The organism is Desmonostoc vinosum (assembly GCF_059505385.1).
Map to the genome: position 1 here is coordinate 1 of NZ_JCACKM010000153.1, position 16,144 is coordinate 16,144.

General features: G+C 40.2%; 13 protein-coding genes, 1 pseudogene and 1 CRISPR repeat array. Of the genes and pseudogenes, 4 read left to right on the forward strand and 10 right to left on the reverse strand.

Annotated features, from left to right (window positions below; all coding sequences use genetic code 11):
* Window positions 1-60: 60 nt before the first annotated feature.
* The 5 genes from AC5JMF_RS21465 to AC5JMF_RS21485 form a co-directional block, all read right to left on the reverse strand.
* Entirely contained in the window at window positions 61-1,854 is a 1,794-nt protein-coding gene (locus AC5JMF_RS21465; RefSeq protein ID WP_495797739.1) for an RAMP superfamily CRISPR-associated protein, read from the reverse strand.
* 13 nt (window positions 1,855-1,867) lie between these two features.
* The gene (locus AC5JMF_RS21470; protein ID WP_495797740.1) at window positions 1,868-2,254 is read right to left on the reverse strand and encodes a hypothetical protein; all 387 of its coding nucleotides are present in this window, start codon (window positions 2,252-2,254) and stop codon (window positions 1,868-1,870) included.
* A gap of 11 nt (window positions 2,255-2,265) precedes the next feature.
* Window positions 2,266-3,129, reverse strand: a complete 864-nt coding sequence (locus AC5JMF_RS21475; RefSeq protein WP_495797741.1) for an RAMP superfamily CRISPR-associated protein — start codon at window positions 3,127-3,129, stop codon at window positions 2,266-2,268.
* 191 nt (window positions 3,130-3,320) lie between these two features.
* On the reverse strand, window positions 3,321-4,376 hold the full coding sequence (locus AC5JMF_RS21480) for a CRISPR-associated protein (RefSeq protein ID WP_495797742.1): 1,056 nt from the start codon (window positions 4,374-4,376) through the stop codon (window positions 3,321-3,323).
* Window positions 4,361-5,980 (reverse strand): Cas10/Cmr2 second palm domain-containing protein, encoded by a 1,620-nt coding sequence (locus tag AC5JMF_RS21485; RefSeq protein ID WP_495797743.1) that lies wholly within the window; start codon window positions 5,978-5,980, stop codon window positions 4,361-4,363. Before AC5JMF_RS21485 ends, AC5JMF_RS21480 begins: the two co-directional genes overlap by 16 nt.
* A 279-nt stretch (window positions 5,981-6,259) precedes the next feature.
* Between AC5JMF_RS21485 and AC5JMF_RS21490 the strand changes: the two are divergent.
* The 3 genes and pseudogenes from AC5JMF_RS21490 to infC form a co-directional block, all read left to right on the forward strand.
* Window positions 6,260-6,379 (forward strand): annotated as a pseudogene (locus AC5JMF_RS21490) (transposase); the annotation flags it as partial.
* Window positions 6,380-6,512: 133 nt separating this feature from the next.
* Window positions 6,513-7,563: a CRISPR direct-repeat array (repeat unit 36 nt; unit sequence GTTTCCAATTATTCCGAATTAACCCAATCGGTGGGG).
* A 645-nt stretch (window positions 7,564-8,208) separates the two neighbouring features.
* The gene (locus tag AC5JMF_RS21495) at window positions 8,209-8,421 is read left to right on the forward strand and encodes a WCX domain-containing protein (protein WP_495797744.1); all 213 of its coding nucleotides are present in this window, start codon (window positions 8,209-8,211) and stop codon (window positions 8,419-8,421) included.
* Window positions 8,422-8,724: 303 nt separating this feature from the next.
* A complete protein-coding gene (gene infC, locus AC5JMF_RS21500; RefSeq protein WP_495797751.1) occupies window positions 8,725-9,192 on the forward strand; it encodes a translation initiation factor IF-3 in 468 nt (155 codons plus the stop codon).
* Between the two features lie 39 nt (window positions 9,193-9,231).
* Here the strand turns inward: infC and AC5JMF_RS21505 are convergent, their stop codons facing one another.
* Both AC5JMF_RS21505 and AC5JMF_RS21510 read right to left on the reverse strand, forming a co-directional pair.
* Complete coding sequence (locus AC5JMF_RS21505) at window positions 9,232-10,023, reverse strand: RNA-guided endonuclease InsQ/TnpB family protein (RefSeq protein ID WP_495797745.1); 792 nt, start codon at window positions 10,021-10,023, stop codon at window positions 9,232-9,234.
* Window positions 10,024-10,097: 74 nt separating this feature from the next.
* Window positions 10,098-10,994 carry a phosphotransferase family protein gene (locus tag AC5JMF_RS21510; protein WP_495797746.1) on the reverse strand — a complete coding sequence of 299 codons (897 nt, stop codon included), beginning with the start codon at window positions 10,992-10,994 and terminating at the stop codon, window positions 10,098-10,100.
* A 297-nt stretch (window positions 10,995-11,291) separates the two neighbouring features.
* Here AC5JMF_RS21510 and AC5JMF_RS21515 point away from each other — a divergent pair, with 297 nt between their 5' ends.
* Complete coding sequence (locus AC5JMF_RS21515) at window positions 11,292-12,311, forward strand: tetratricopeptide repeat protein (RefSeq protein WP_495797747.1); 1,020 nt, start codon at window positions 11,292-11,294, stop codon at window positions 12,309-12,311.
* Between the two features lie 322 nt (window positions 12,312-12,633).
* Here the strand turns inward: AC5JMF_RS21515 and AC5JMF_RS21520 are convergent, their stop codons facing one another.
* The 3 genes from AC5JMF_RS21520 to AC5JMF_RS21530 form a co-directional block, all read right to left on the reverse strand.
* Entirely contained in the window at window positions 12,634-13,341 is a 708-nt protein-coding gene (locus AC5JMF_RS21520; RefSeq protein ID WP_495797748.1) for a CRISPR-associated protein, read from the reverse strand.
* Window positions 13,342-13,480: 139 nt separating this feature from the next.
* Window positions 13,481-14,269, reverse strand: coding sequence for a TspO-related membrane protein (locus AC5JMF_RS21525; RefSeq protein WP_495797749.1), 789 nt, complete (start codon window positions 14,267-14,269; stop codon window positions 13,481-13,483).
* Between the two features lie 140 nt (window positions 14,270-14,409).
* Window positions 14,410-15,357: an NAD-dependent epimerase/dehydratase family protein gene (locus AC5JMF_RS21530; protein ID WP_495797750.1), complete on the reverse strand. Its 948-nt coding sequence runs from the start codon at window positions 15,355-15,357 to the stop codon at window positions 14,410-14,412.
* Window positions 15,358-16,144: the final 787 nt, after the last annotated feature.

Here is a 16,144-nt window from a genome sequence, read left to right on the forward strand (position 1 = left end):
CAGAACTTTTCGCTGCGCCTCTGCGTGAAAAAAAAATATTTATGCAAGAGGTCTACTGATTTAATTTCCTCCCCACAGTTTAATAAAATCATTACTACTATTTAAAAAACTTAAAAATTCCCTAGTTTTGGGTAAATCATCTGGTGTAAAAATGGTTAATAATTCAACATACTTGTAATTACCTTCCTCATTTTTTTTATGCAATATTTTGCCATCTATTTTTACGTAAAAAGGATACATTCTATGCCAAATTCTACTAACTTTACTGGGTTTTCCTATACTCCCAGTTAATTCTGTTCTCTTAATAAAATTATCTCGATGAAACCATTCAACAGCTTGACTATCATTTTTATCTTCAGCAATTCGCCCCCAAACTTGCACTTTTTGAGGATGCCAAACTTCACGCCAATTGTTTACATAGTTATTTGTAGATGGTAAATTAAAGCAATTTCTGACAGTATTAGGAATACTCGCTAAGAAAGCTCTGATATTATCCAATTCCCCTCTAGGTGCTGTAATACAATAGTCTGCTGATTCTGATGGTTTGCTAAATAACCAATGACAACCAATCATCGGTTTATCATTATTCTGAAAATATGATTGATAAAATAAATCATGATGAATTCGTCGCCATGATTTACCAAAACCACCTAGTAATAGAGAAAATTTAATTAAAAGAGTTAAAAATTCTCTTTCTTGTTCTGAGTAAGATTTGACAGCAAAAATATCTAGTTTCCCTGATTTTAAATTGTAGACAGGCATTGGTCTAGTTCTTCTACCATTAGGAAAATAGTTATGTTCACCAAAAGCTAAATTTTTATTTTCAACTTGCAAATCAATACCAAATTTACCAACTATCGAGCCGTTTTCTTCATTACCTTGAAGAAATCCACCCCAGAGTTCTTTTGTTAATCTTTCGGCATCATTTGTCACCCCTGCTAGTAACCGCAAAGTATGTCCGCGTAATGCGGCTTTAAACATATTTGGACGAAATTCGGGAATTTTATTACCATTATTATCTGATGTGAGTAATGTGGAAGTTAGCCCCTTTCCACTCAGATTAACTGACAAAATCACCTGATTGTTATCGGCAATATTTTTAAATCGACCGTACCCTGCGCTAGTTCTAGAACCTATTCCTTGGGATAATGCTCGTTCCCAAATTTGTTGTACTAATTTCCAATCGACATGATTTTTGGTGCTAGAAATACCAAATTTAAACTTAGTTTTATATAGCGATATTTGGACGTTAGCACCAGTATTTATATTCTCCATAACTTGGCGTTTTTCTTGGGAGTGAACAACATCTACTAAACGTTGTCTATCTTTCCCCCAAGACATATCTACAGGATAACCACCATGAAAACGTAAAATACCTGGCTTAGTTCTTTTGTGTTTTTTTCCGGCGATGATTTCTTCTACTTCTCCACCACAAAAATATAGAATTTTGTCGGGTGCAATTTGCAAACAAGCACGCAAAAATGCACCTTTCATACTCGAACCTGGATAAAAAGGTATCCCTTTAGCACCTATTACAGGACGAATTACATCTTCATCTTGTCCTGAATTGGTAACTAAACGCCAGCTAATTGTGTAAGTCTGTTCCCAAGTGCCATCGCCTGTGGCAAGTTGTGGCATTCTGTATGTAAAATTGGCTGTTTGCTGGTGTGTTCTTCGCAATGCAGCTTGACGAATATCTACATTATCTGCTTGAGTATTTGAGTTTGGGGGACATCCATCTAACCATTGATTAACCCACTGTGTTGCAGGTCTTGGATCTCCAGCATACTGGATTTTTCCCCTATCCTCGATTTGGGCGCGATACATCAAAGGTACTAAGTCACAATCGCTCATTTTTCGATTCTCCCTAATTATCGTCTTCGGTTTCGTCATTGCGAGTGGGTTTGTATCTCTGCGTCCACCACACCATACAGTCACATAGTTGCGTTAAAATCGCTAATGCAACCTTGCGGTAGGCGAGGGGAAATACTTCTAAGTTCCACAAGTCTTGGGGGTTACTGGGGACTGTAATATCAGCTTGTTTCATAATGCCCACAAGTTTATTCCAAGTTTCTTCCCAATATGCGGATTTTCTGCCCTTTAAACGTAGATGTTCTCCCCAAAATCGTTCTAATCCATAAGCAACAGTAGTACGCATTTTATGGACTTGATTCACGGTTTCTTTGTCGTCGTTACGGTATTTATACACTAAATCGTGAGCAGTTTTATCTAGGCTAAAATCTGACCAAGCCATATATGAATTACCTATTTTGTTGTAATTTTACTATTGACATGAATATTAAATAATGACATTTCACAATGACCAAACCCGACTGATTCTAGTCCTCCTAAATAAATATCATCTTGAGTTTTTCGTTCAGAAAAAGGTTCCCACTGTTCGCCATCTTTATCTTTTTTCAAGCCAATGGGGAAAGCTAAAATAGTTTCTTCTGGTAATGCTTCTACTCCAAAAAAAGCCTTGTCAGCGTTACGTTTTTGGTCTTTTTCTAAAGCTACACGACTTTGACGATATAATGCCATATCGTGAATCATGGAGATTTCGTCATCACCAACTACCACTGCTGGAAATTCTTCATTATCTGGAAACCAACTAGATAAGTTGGCATGATGCTCAAGAGTTAAAAATCCAAAATTGAAGAACAGTTTGTTATTTGGTAGGGGTGTGAGAGATTGCGATCGCGTATATTTTTGCGGTAGAGTAAGATTTTCTTGTTTGGTTATGCGTCTGTAACGTTTAAGTAAACGCGGACAACTCACCCAAACAATTGGTTGTCCAGGACAAAATACAGGTAGCCAAACAATAGAAGCATATTCAAACTTAACTAATGACTCTGTTGTGCGGTCAGAAAAAGTGCGATCTACTGTATCAACCTCGTTGCGGTCTGGTACATCATTACCATACCACTTCCTTACTTTTTGTTCCTCCCCTCCATGATTTTGACGCATTTCTGCACGCAGTCTTCCCCGAATTGAGCTACCGGGAATAATCCCAGTCTGGGTAAATTGGTCGCGGAAAATTAAGTTTAAATTTCCTCTTTCTTCTCCGGCTGTTGCTCCTACATGCAGTGGTGCTAAGGTTTTAATTATGCCGTAGGCTTGATGATACATTAAATTACTTCCTTATGATTTTTTCTTCATTATTGTATGACTGACATCAAAAAAATTTAGCTTTGTAGTTGTGCTAAGCTAAAAAACATCTAAATTACATAATCAAATTAAATAAAACTCTTGTGGGGTGGGCATCTTGCCCGCCCTAATTATGCAAGTTATATGTGGAACAGCTTAAAGAGTTATCATCGCTAATCAACTCCAGTAATCGCTAGCGGTAAGCACAAACTACATCCCAATTGTTTGAGATAAAATCCTTCATTAGGAAACCATTCGTCAGGAAATCCTGGTTCATTTTCGTCTCCCCACCAAGATTTATTTAAAGGTTCGTCAAAGACGTAAACTGTACCCGCCGGAACTGCATAACGTCCCCTTCCCAAACGACCCTTTCCTTGGTTATCTCCGACGCGGTAACGGTAGGGGGAAGGTCTATCAGTGAGAAGATGAGTAGGTTGAGGAAAAGTTGTATGCTGTGGGTCGGGATAACGACGAGAAAACCGAGTTGAACCCCATACCCCTGGTGTAATTAATGCACAGCTACGTTGAATTTTTTGTTTTAATAACTTTAATATCCAACTGTCATTTGGGAGTTCAATGGAACTAATTTCTACTAGATGATTTTCCCCTCCAAAGCAATACCAACCTCTGGGAATTTCGTGGGTTGACAAATAAACTAAACAAGTTTCATTGCGTTCATTATCGCGGAAATGATAGCCCATTTGTACGGAGTTTTCGAGAAATAGTCCTCCCTCTGCTTGCACACATCTCTCGCTTTTAGTTAATTTTGGATGTAATATAGATGTATATTTCCAAGGATCTTCAGCAGTACCACCGTTACTGAGAATCGTTTTTGCCGAATCTTCCCAATAATTAATAGTTTGCCAGCGACAATCCGGTTCTATATCTTTTGTGGCTTCGGAACGATACCATTTATCATCACGAATTTCCCATTCGTCTGTTTGTTTTTTTTCTTGATTAATAATTTTTGTCCAAGGAATGGGAAGATAAAAATATTCAGGATTATCTAATTCTGCCCAAAAAGGGCCAGCAACGTGTAGTTTCTTTAATTCCTCATGCTCAATAAACGGTTCAGTTTTATTAGCAGCAAAAAACAAGCCAGATAATGTATAAGCATCGGGAGGAAACTTTGCTCCCGAACGTCCTACTAAGTTGTCTGGTGATAAAAATGCGCCTGCACTCCCATAGAGAAATCCCAAGGGATTAATAATAATTAAATATCTGTACATAATTGCCAACCTACATTAACTAAGTCATTAATCCAAGAAATTATCTCTAAAGATGAATCATCATTGACAATATGTAAGGCATTTCTGGTTAAAAATTCTCCTTGATTAAAATAAATATTAAATAAGGCTAAAGCGATATCGTATATATCGTTAATTCTTCCTCCCTGAGAGTTGATATCAATATTCAAATCGATTGCATGACGCGCTTTGAGTTGAGCTAAATCACTATAAATATGATTCCAATTAGGTTGATATTTTTCATCTCTACCTCGGCGTTCCCACTTTTCGTAGGTATAACCATTTCTATCTCGATAATTTTTCAAAATATGCAAATAATCCCAAGGACAAGTCCATTGCACATATTGACCATTATTAAACAAGACTCGAATAGTAAGGCGATCGCGTCCACGAGATTTAGCTAATTTTTCGGCTTCCCGACAATGTTGCAATACATCCCGTTGGGGTACACTTCCTGCTACCCAGACAAACCCCACACTCAGATTTATTGGCTGTTGGTGTTGTCTCCACCTATCATCTAAAGTCATCAACCACTCATAAGCCGTAAAAGCGGGAATTGGATTTTGCGGTTTGGGACTGTAAATTACTCCTAGAAAATCATCACCACCTGCATATATGACTCGTCCCTGGATTCTGGAGACGTTATTAGTGAAATTTTGGGTAAAATCATGTCCCCACTTCCGCATTGCTTCGCTAAATTGTTTCAGTCCAATATCGCCTTCTGTTTTTGCAATAGTTTGTAGATGATTCCCAACCTGATCTCCATCCCCCATAAACCAACCCGTCCACTGTCCGGGTGTATTCATCTCTGGTTCGGGTTTACGCTGAATTTCTCGAAATCCTTTAGTTAAAGATGACATCCCAAAACGTCTTGCAATATCGCGATGGGTTACCAAACGTTTAGTCAGTTCGGGAATGCTGAGTTTTTCCTTTGGATCAATAAATTTACCTTCAATTTCTGGTGTTGTCGTCCTTTCAGTTATTGTTGCTAGTTCTGTATAAAATTCTTCAATCTTTTCTTTTTCATCTTTATAACTAATCTTCTTGGGATCGCGTTCTATTCCACCCAATCCCGGAAATACTATCCCATCAGTACCTGTCAGACTGGAACTTTCACCAATCCAATTAATTGCAATCCAATCACGACCCAGTTTATTGTTTTCTAATTCTCTCATTACAGAGGTGGGAGAATTTGCTTGCGCCCAAAATATTTCCCAACTATGATTAGCCCAACGATTCCAGTCATCATCCCAGTAATAAGGCCCCAAATGTCGCAGGTTATCATTCAGCCATTGTCTACAATGGTCGATGACTTCTTTCCAAGCTGATAAAAGTGTGTCTCTTGCTTGCTGTTCTGGGAAATCACCTTTGAGGAGAATCCGGTTGGGTGTTCCCTGTTCGATATCAGGACTACCAGGGGAAATCACTTCTACACCAGGTATTTCCTTTGCTGCATCAATTATTTTTTTACTTAAATAAGAAAGAAGTTCCGATGCACCATATAAGTCCCGCAACTTCCGCGATCGCTCGATAAATCCCTGCACTGGTGCAAATGTAATAGCGGTGTATTTTGCTTCATCAGTCATACTCAAAAAAGGCGTAAATAATTTGAACTAATAATATTCAGCATTCAAAAATCGTATAATGAGCAACTTCACTGCTACCCAAAACTACTGATTCTTTTTATGTATGTAACAATACTCTTTATGTATGTAACAATACGTCAGGAAAAATCACAAAATCAAAAGAATTGCTGAGCTTCTTACTTGTTAATCTTCAACCAAACACTTATAGTACCAAGTGTTGCAGAGATGACCCCAATTGCTACCTATTCTGATGCGAATGACGAAAGTGCATCTTGAAAAATGCCAAAACCAGCAGATATCAGCACGAAAAAACTAATTAGTTTTGCCCCTGATAATTGGGTAAGATGGGTGACGGATATTTCCAATATCAAAGCCAATAAAATTTTATCGAGGGAATTTCATTAGAAAGTGCGTTAGTGAAAGACATCATGAGGTGGGATATGGGAGTTTTACGAGAGTCGCCTTATGATTTTTTTTCAATTAATAGCTATTTTTTAAAATAACAAGCCCTCATACTTATGAGGGCTTTTTTGTTTTCAATTATTCCGAATTAACCCAATCGGTGGGGGTCATTCGTGAAGTTCTTGGCAATGACATTTTGGTTTCCAATTATTCCGAATTAACCCAATCGGTGGGGTTCCGCACCAGCTTTGGAAAAGAACGTTGCTAATCCTCAAGTTTCCAATTATTCCGAATTAACCCAATCGGTGGGGATGCGCCTGAGGATGTAAAGGTTGAGGTTGTATCGTTTCCAATTATTCCGAATTAACCCAATCGGTGGGGGTAATATCTACACGGGGTGTAGAATCATCCCTGTGTTTCCAATTATTCCGAATTAACCCAATCGGTGGGGAAGGATTCGGCTCTGGAAGTTTCCTGAACGTTACTCGTTTCCAATTATTCCGAATTAACCCAATCGGTGGGGCTTAATTGCTGTCCAAGGATTAAGGAAGTTGCTGTAGCGTTTCCAATTATTCCGAATTAACCCAATCGGTGGGGGGCGTTTTCACACCTTAAGGCGGGACAAATCTACGGTTTCCAATTATTCCGAATTAACCCAATCGGTGGGGGCGACCGTGGCTGATCTCTTCAACGCTTCACCCTGGTTTGTTTCCAATTATTCCGAATTAACCCAATCGGTGGGGGTAGTGTTTGGGTTCCTTCACCATGCCAGATCCCGTCCGTTTCCAATTATTCCGAATTAACCCAATCGGTGGGGTCGCTGGACTCCAAGCTTGGCGCGACTGCGGAGCGTTTCCAATTATTCCGAATTAACCCAATCGGTGGGGTCGTGGTCAGTGTTCAGGTCAAGGCACGCGTCGTACTGTCCCGTTTCCAATTATTCCGAATTAACCCAATCGGTGGGGCACCCGCTCCAACCCCACCCCAATCGCCGCCACCAACGTTTCCAATTATTCCGAATTAACCCAATCGGTGGGGGAAATCGCTGGCATGGTGATGTCCATCGTCATCGTTTCCAATTATTCCGAATTAACCCAATCGGTGGGGGTGGGGACGAGCTGCACGGGGAGTAGCCCGGCACTGAGGTTTCCAATTATTCCGAATTAACCCAATCGGTGGGGAGTTCGTCTAGCAGCCCTTACCCAGTAAGGGTTTGGGAGCGCAAATCGACACACCTCTAAAAAACATTGTAAAACCAGCAGAAAAATTAATCAAACACATAGCTCAAACCCTTACACAGCAAGCTATCGACACACCTCAACGCAAGAATAGGGGTTTGGGCGATTTGCCGAGGTGTGTAGATAGTCATGTTACAAATTCTCCTTTAAAATACTTCAGAGCTAGATACAGCAGGACTTTCCGCACAAATTCAAGCCTTCGGCTATGCTCAGATTCTTGCCTTGAACTCTGTTTGCCTTGCAACTTTTCCGGACATGATATAACGACTTGTATGGAGTATCGCACCAACGCAACTATATTATCATAGATACTTATTTCTCAATCTGTTCCACATATTTATTATCAAAATTACAAACGCTGAAAAGCTTTGATACCAAATTTGGTTTAACATGACATCTAATTTGTCATTCGCACGAGCAATATAGAATTATCATTTGTACTCTACTAAGATTCAACATATACCTCAAATATTTAACGCGATCGCATATTTGCGTAAAGTAACTATAAACTTATAGTTATATGTCAAAATTCCAACTCAAGACTCAACAAGCAGTCAAAACCAATTCTAAAAGGACAAACGGGGGAGGATGTCAACCAAGTCTCTATTTTGCCTCTCTAGAACTGGCGATCGCAATTTTCCCCATCGTTTTCAAGCAATATTTCCTCAGTGGACTTTAGTTGATTTTGATTTATGGAGATGGATTGTTGGGTTTGGAGGTAATGTTAAGGTTGTAGCACCACAGAAATTAGTGCAACGGGTAGAGGAAATCGCTCAAGGAATTATTGCCAATTATAGATAAAATTGGAATTGTTGCAGTGCATCTATCTAAGTATTATGCTCAAAGGAATTGCGATCGCATTCCTAATAAATGTAAAGAAACATTTCGATTTCTCACAAAAAAGTAAAGTTTAGACAACCAAAGCATGAAAATATCTCTATTCCCATACTTCTCTTATCAAAGACGGTAGGCGTAGCTTGCTTAAGCGCAGAGCTACGACTCTGCTCAGTACAAGTTCTCAATTCCTCATTGTGTTACCTTAGTATTACTCGCAAAACATTACACAATTGAGAGGAAACCGTTATCGTAGTCCAAAAACAATTAATTAACTCACAAATCAAGTCACCTCAAGTGTTCTTGATTGATCATGAAAATAACAACCGTGGTCTAATGGATACCTCCGAGGCTCTACAGATAGCCCAAAGTGTAGAGCTTGACTTAGTTGTAGTATCTCAAAGCAAAGAGGCTCCAGTTGCAAAGATTATTAACTATGGCAAGCTTCAGTATCAAAAGAAAAAACGTCAAGGCAACAGTGCTAGACCTACAGTAAAAGAAGTTCGGTTTCGTCCCAACATAGGCGTAGCCGATTATAAATTACGTATTGACCAAGCAAGTCAATGGTTAAGTAAAGGCGATTCAGTGAAGTTTGCTATTCGCTTACGAGGCCGAGAACATCAATATCGTGAGCAAGCAGGGGAACTACTAGATCGTGTTGTCAATGATCTCGCTCAAGTAGGTAAAGTCCAGTCGCTTGATAAACGCTCACTAATTGTTCAAGTTATTCCCGCGTGACGCACCCGACGCTGATGCAACGCATACAGCGCGGGCTTCTCAATGACTCTTCAATGAAGACATTAATTGAGCTTTAAGGGCGTGCGTCCTACGCGCCTTTATATTGATAGCCGCGTTCAAATCTCTACACAAAATTGTATGGCATATTGAGCAATTGTGCATTCTTTGAGATAGCGGCTTTTTCACTTTATGACCACAATTAGAACATTCTTGGCTAGTGCCATTTGGATTTACAGCTATTACCTTCAAACCAGCATTTGCGCAAAGTCTGCCACATGGAGTACTCCACGTGGCGAGCTTTGCGGCTTTGTTTGAAAGTATTGACACAAACTGTCTCCATCCGGCATCATTAATACTTTTAGCCAGTCTTGTTTTAACTAGTCCCTTGATATTCAATTTTTCAACAGCTACAACATCATACTTATCAAATAATGCTTTGGCTGTTTGAAAGTGAAAGTTCTTACGAGTATCTGCTACTTTTTTATGCTGAATAGCTAGCTTTTTAATTGCTTTTTTACGACGATTAGAACCTTTTTTGCGTCTTGATACCTGACGTTGTGCTGATTTTAATTTACGTTCGGCTTTGCGTAAATGTTTGGGCGTTGGAATTCTGGTATTGTCAGACGCAACATAAAAATCTATTAAACCAACATCAATGCCAACAATATTATCAGCATCAAAATCAGGTTTAATCATCGGAACTGTTTTGTCATCAAGGCTTAAAGTGACGTAATACCCATCAGCTTTTTTGGTGATAGATACAGTTTTGATATCGAAACCATCAGGTATTTGACGATGAACAATTACTTTAATATCTCCAATCTTTGACAACGTGAGTTCAGAACCCCGACTTCTCAAAGAAGTTGGGGTTCTCGTTTCTCACGAATGATTTAAAACTGCTATATCTACAAATCCAGAGGTTTACCTACAGCTTGCACATCCCTCGCCAAACTGATGTGCGCTAACGAAAGCGAAATATCTTTGTACTTTATTCCAGCTAAAGCCCACTGTAATTCAAGCGTCCCCACCCAAAAGCGTGCCCGGTTAATAACATCCGGTAATGTCGGATAATCGATTTGCATACGCCGCACAATACTTTCACCATAGTTACCAATTTGCACCGCTATGTCACAAGCCGGATCTCCCAAACCAGCTGTACCAAAATCGATGAGACCGCTAATGCTTTCTGATTTTGGGTCAAAAAGGATATGATACACTGCTAGATCACCATTAATCAGCATAGGTGTATAGCTCAGATCCAGTTCGTCTTTAACTACAGGCGCAAAAAGCTCATGAATCCAAGTTTGCTGATGACGCCACAGATAAGGAAAGAGAGTTTCTTGAACTTGCTCGTACAACTGCAACCAATGTTCACGGGAACGTTCTGCACCCGAAGAAGATACGCCAGCATTGACTAAAACTTCATTGGGGATGCTATGCAATTGTTGGTGAAATCTTCCTAGTTGAGAGATGATACGCGCTTGTGATGCTTTGCTCAACTTCAATAAAGTGTTACGGGAAAGCGGTTCACCTTTAATAAATCTGTAGCTGACAAAGCCTGCTTCTAAATGTTCAAAGTGTGGAACCTGCAAATCAATGTAGTTTTGCACTACTGCCAACACCTTGGCTTCATGAGCAAGCACTTGTGTGCCCCAATCTACTTTTACAAAGCGGCAGACAAGTTCATGATTAACAACTACAACATCATTAACCATGCCATCTTGGTTAAAGTCCAAGTGGTTGAAAGCAAGATTCGGATCAATGGCACGAATTTTTTCCAGATATAAGTCAGGGATATTCACAGTAATTTTTGATGAAATAACAACAAACAACGGGATCTATTCAGGCTTTGAGTCTGATTGCAGCGATTTAACTGATTTGCGTGTTTGTTGTCTTAACGTATCACTGTGATTTAACTCCTTAAGTGGGGTATTGTTGCGATCGCATTATAAGTATGCAATAATACCACACTTCTCTCTTTACGTCTTATGCCTAAAGGTAGAAAATAATGATTAACTAAAATTTGGAAAACCTCACAAGGGTGTATTCCCAAATTGCAACAGAACCGGCCTACCTATATCCAGTGCAACCGAGGTCAGATGACGCAACCTTATCAAGTCAAAGAGTGGGAAAAACGTCGTGATGAAGCAAACCGCTACTACAAGCTGCGAAAATTTCAAGAATACTTCGATTTGGCGATCGAGAATTTGTACTTAGCTAGAGCAATTCCAGATAGAGATAGAGAAGGTCATACTTTGAATGATATTGGTTTAGCTCACCTCGGTTGCTGGCAACCGCAAAGAGCATTAGAGCGATTTCAGCAAGCACTTTTGGTTGCAGAAGAAATTGGCAACGAGCGAGCAGAGGCAACTGCACTCAGCAATTTAGGTGCAACTTACAGCCGTTTAGGACGGTTTTCGCTAGCGCTAGAGTATTTTGAAAAAGCACTAAAAATCTTCAGGAGATTACAAGACACTCAAGGCGAAGTTTCGACTCTCAATGATGTAGCGTTGATTTACACTAAATTGGGAGAGCCAAAACGAGCGTTGTTGCTACAAAACCAAATTTTGGCAATGCGGCGATTGCTAGGAGATTTTTCTGGTGAAGCGACAACTCTAAATGGTATTGGCTTTGCTTACAGCATTTTAGGCAAATATGGGCAAGCTTTGGAATCTTTTCAAGAAGCGCTACCAATTCAACGCGCTGCCAAGAATTTAACTGGTGAAGCAACCACCTTAAACAACATTGCCTCTATTTATAGTGATTTAGGACAACCTAAACAAGCGCTGATACTCTATCATCAAGTTCTTTTAACACGTCAGGAACTTGGCGATCGCTCTGGCGAAGCAACAACCTTACATAACATTGGTTTTGCTTATACCATCCTGGCAAATTATCGGCAGGGACTGAGATTCTACAAACAAGCTATGACGATTTATCAACAACTGGGCGATTCCCTTGGGGAAATTTCCACTTTGCTAAATATGGGTGTTCTTTACGCCACGACAAGGCGCAAAAAATTGGCGCGATCGTGTTACGAAAATGCTCAAGAATTAGCCGAGAAAATCGAATATCCGCCATTCATTGAAAAAGCGCGGCAATTTATGAATGCTCTATAGGATTGTCAAAAACAAAGGTGTAAAGATGTGGGGGTGTTGGTTGCTTCGACTTTGCTCAGTCGCTTCGACTCCGCTCAGCAACCAATCTAAGTGTGCTAAACGCTGTAGTGTTGGTTGTTTTGACTTTGCTCAGCAACCAATAGACCTTTTGCACGAATACAAAAACAACCCTCAACCCCCAACCCCTTCTCCCAATTTTGGGAGAAGGGGAGTCAAATTCCAAGTCCCTCTCCCAAACTTGGGAGAGGGATTTAGGGTGAGGGTTCTTGATTCATGCAATAAGTCTAATACCGTTATTCCCTTAACATCCCTTTTTATTGACTCAGTTTTTTCCTTGACTCAACTGCTCCTTGAGAACAATTTCAATCGGGCTAAGAGAATGTCCTGTGAGTTGCCCATTTATTGAATCAGCAGGAGTGTATTGCAATTGGCCTTGTATAGACAAGGAAGCAAGTACCATTCCTACACTAGCTTGAGCAGTCATACCAGTAAAATCTGCGATCGCATCTTTTACTGTCCATCCTGGGGGAAGATGATTGTAGATTTTTCTCACAACCTGATAAAACTCTAAAGGATCGTAAATATCGTTAACAACGATTGGGTCTAAAATTTTTAATTTGGGAAAATCCTCTTTTAACTTTTTGGCTAACTCAAGAGACTGAGAAGAACAAATTAGCCAACAGTATTCTAGTTGGGGAAAATGATACTCTATTGCCTTTCTACAAGGTTCATCCCGACTGACTAACAATACTAATCCTTTGTGTTTTTGGGGAGAAGATTTACCTAAATTTATTTCAGGCGATCGCATTTTGCTTAATGACTTAGCCAAAAACCACACTGAAAAAAGAAAAATTAACACAGATCCCAAAGCAATGCCCACAGCCGCTATGGTGGTGGTACCAAAAATATTAAACAATATTTGGGTAAAAGCATTACCCAGAACAGATAAAAAGATTGTGCCGATAATAAACGGAATTAAGGTTTCAGGGTTAAAAAATATTTTAGCTACTTGCAAAAAGTTGTTTCGCATATTTAATTAAACAAGTTTATATTGCCGCGAATTGAATTCGTCAAGTTTTAAGTTAACTTGAGTATGCCATCCTCTTTGAAAGTGATATTTCCATAACTTGGAGATTTGATAAAAAAAGGTAAAGATTTAAAATAGTGTATTAATTGTCTTGTTGTTGAGTACGTAAATTTTTCATTACGATCGCCAAAACCAGGATCAATGCCAAAATTAATGCCACATTCCTGATTAAAGTATTGTTCCATTGTTTGAATGCGATCGCTACCAGTGCCCAAATCGTTACCCCCGGATAAGCAATATCTCGGCGTTGGATAGCAATGACTGCTGCAATTGCAAAAGCAGCTAACAATATCACGACTGTCCATGTTGAGAAGGAGATTCCCCAACCGTTCCAACCCTGGGAATACAAAGCACTCGCTATATTGACAATAGTTGCAACACTAATCCAGCCCAAATAAATGCTAACGGGAAGATAAACACACCATTTTTTGCTTTGAGATACACGTGTTTTGCCAATCCCCAAACGCACATAGGCAATAATTAGGGGCAGTAAAATCAAGAGTATTGCAACTATCGAAAGAGCAAAAAGCCTAGACAAAAACAGATACACCCAAATACATTGAGCAACAGAGGCAATTACCAACAGGTATCCTATCTTGCGTAAATCTAAATCATGTCTCTGGGCAGGAAGGAATTGGTAAATAGCCAAAGCAAACAAACCAAGATAAATCAGTCCCCAAATAGCAAAGGCGTAATTTGCAGGAATAATTAAGACATCTTTAAACAAACTATTAGAAATTTCCCCAATAGTCAGTCCATTTAAGGGAAAAACGTTTGACACTACATTAATAATGAAAGCACCAAAAATGGCAACTAAAGTAGCAAGCTGCCGCACAAAGTCTCGAAAATTGTCAGAGGTGGATTGTTGCATAGGATATTAAATAATTCGTAATTCGTAATGACGCGACGCTCGTACCTCGCTACCGCTAACGCTATCGAGGACTCGCTACCGCTGCGAAGCGCGTAATTCGTAATTAAGTTTTGGGCGATCGCACTTCACCCGTACTAACTTTAATATAATGATTTAATCCATTCCCATTCTTGGGTTAATCCTTCTGGTAGGGGAACTTGTGGCTGATATGCTAGGATTTTCTGCGCTTTGGATACATCAGCAGATGTGTGGCGTGCATCTCCCATTGCTTTGTCGATATGGTTTCTTTTGATAGGTTTACCGACAATTTCCTCTATTGTTTGCAGAACTTCTGCTAAAACTACCGTACTACCACCACCGATATTCAGGATTTCTCCCACTGCGCCTGGTGCAGTTGCTGCGGCTAAATTAGCAGCAACAATATCGCTAATAAACGTAAACTCCCGTGTTTGTTGTCCATCACCGTAAATCGGAATTGCCTCATCTTGTAAAATGGACTTGAAAAACTTATGAAATGCCATATCTGGGCGCTGTCGGGGGCCGTAAACTGTAAAGTAGCGCAATGAAACAAATGGCACACCAAAGTTTTTATAATATTGTCCACACAAAAGTTCAGATGCTAACTTAGTAATGCCATAAGGAGAAACTGGTAAAGGACAAATCCCTTCATGAGTGGGTAATGTTTCTGCATCACCATAAACACTAGACGAGGAAGCAAATACCAGCCTTTTTAAATGTTTAGCATCCTTTGCAGCTTCCAACAAAATTTGTGTAGCATTGATATTTCGTTCAGTATAAGCACGGAAAGATTGGCCCCAACTCGCTCTGACACCTGCTTGTGCTGCTTGATGGTAAACTACATCGACATCCTTTAAGAGTGTTTGCCAATCGAAAAATTGCATATCTCCCTCAATTAATGTAAAGCCAGGTATCGAATGGAGATGTGCTATATTTTTGCGCTTTAAAATGGGGTCGTAGTAATCATTAAATTCATCAATCGCAATTACTGTTTCTCCTTGCCGCAACAGTGTTTCTACAAGATGAGAACCAACAAACCCTGCTGCTCCAGTGACAATAATTTTGGACATATTTTCTAATTTTGTTGAAGTTTTCCAATCTCAATATTCCCAATCTAATACTCGTAATTAAATAATTCGTAATGACGCTCCTGTGTCGCTACCGCTGCGCTAACGTAATTCGTAATGACGCGACGCTCCTGTGTCGCTACCGCTGACGCTCGTACCTCGCTACCGCTTCGCTAACGCTAACGCTAACGCTAACGTAATTAAGTTTTGTGTTGAGGTCTGTCTTACAAAGTTGAGGCAGTGTGATCTTGGAGAGCCACTGCGTTGGACGGGTTTCCCGGATTGAAGCAAGTGGCGTGGTTTTCCCCATGAACAACTGCCGTCAGTGAGCAGGTTTTCCCTGGTGACTTTGCGCTAAATCCCCATTACAAAACTTAATTACGAATTACGCGCTTCGCAGCGTTAGCGAGTCCTCGATAGCGTTAGCGGTAGCGAGGTACGAGCGTCGCGTCATTACGAATTACGAATTACGCGCTTCGCAGCGTTAGCGAGTCCTCGATAGCGTTAGCGGTAGCGAGGTACGAGCGTCGCGTCATTACGAATTACGAATTACGCGCTTCGCAGCGTTAGCGAGTCCTCGATAGCGTTAGCGGTAGCGAGGTACGAGCGTCGCGTCATTACGAATTACGAATTACGCGCTTCGCAGCGTTAGCGAGTCCTCGAGCGTCATTACGAATTACGCGCTTCGCAGCGGTAGCGAGTCCTCGATAGCGTTAGCGGTAGCGAGGTACGAGCGTCGCGTCATTACGAATTACGAATTACGCGCTTCGCAGCGTTAGCGAGTCCTCGA

Coding starts and splice junctions, on each gene's coding strand:
- AC5JMF_RS21515 (WP_495797747.1), top strand. CDS start 11,292: ATGACGCAACCTTATCAAGTCAAAGAGTGGGAAAAACGTCGTGATGAA.
- AC5JMF_RS21495 (WP_495797744.1), top strand. CDS start 8,209: ATGTCAACCAAGTCTCTATTTTGCCTCTCTAGAACTGGCGATCGCAAT.
- AC5JMF_RS21530 (WP_495797750.1), bottom strand. CDS start 15,357: ATGTCCAAAATTATTGTCACTGGAGCAGCAGGGTTTGTTGGTTCTCAT.
- AC5JMF_RS21525 (WP_495797749.1), bottom strand. CDS start 14,269: ATGCAACAATCCACCTCTGACAATTTTCGAGACTTTGTGCGGCAGCTT.
- AC5JMF_RS21520 (WP_495797748.1), bottom strand. CDS start 13,341: ATGCGAAACAACTTTTTGCAAGTAGCTAAAATATTTTTTAACCCTGAA.
- AC5JMF_RS21475 (WP_495797741.1), bottom strand. CDS start 3,129: ATGTATCATCAAGCCTACGGCATAATTAAAACCTTAGCACCACTGCAT.
- AC5JMF_RS21465 (WP_495797739.1), bottom strand. CDS start 1,854: ATGAGCGATTGTGACTTAGTACCTTTGATGTATCGCGCCCAAATCGAG.
- AC5JMF_RS21480 (WP_495797742.1), bottom strand. CDS start 4,376: ATGTACAGATATTTAATTATTATTAATCCCTTGGGATTTCTCTATGGG.
- AC5JMF_RS21485 (WP_495797743.1), bottom strand. CDS start 5,980: ATGACTGATGAAGCAAAATACACCGCTATTACATTTGCACCAGTGCAG.
- AC5JMF_RS21470 (WP_495797740.1), bottom strand. CDS start 2,254: ATGGCTTGGTCAGATTTTAGCCTAGATAAAACTGCTCACGATTTAGTG.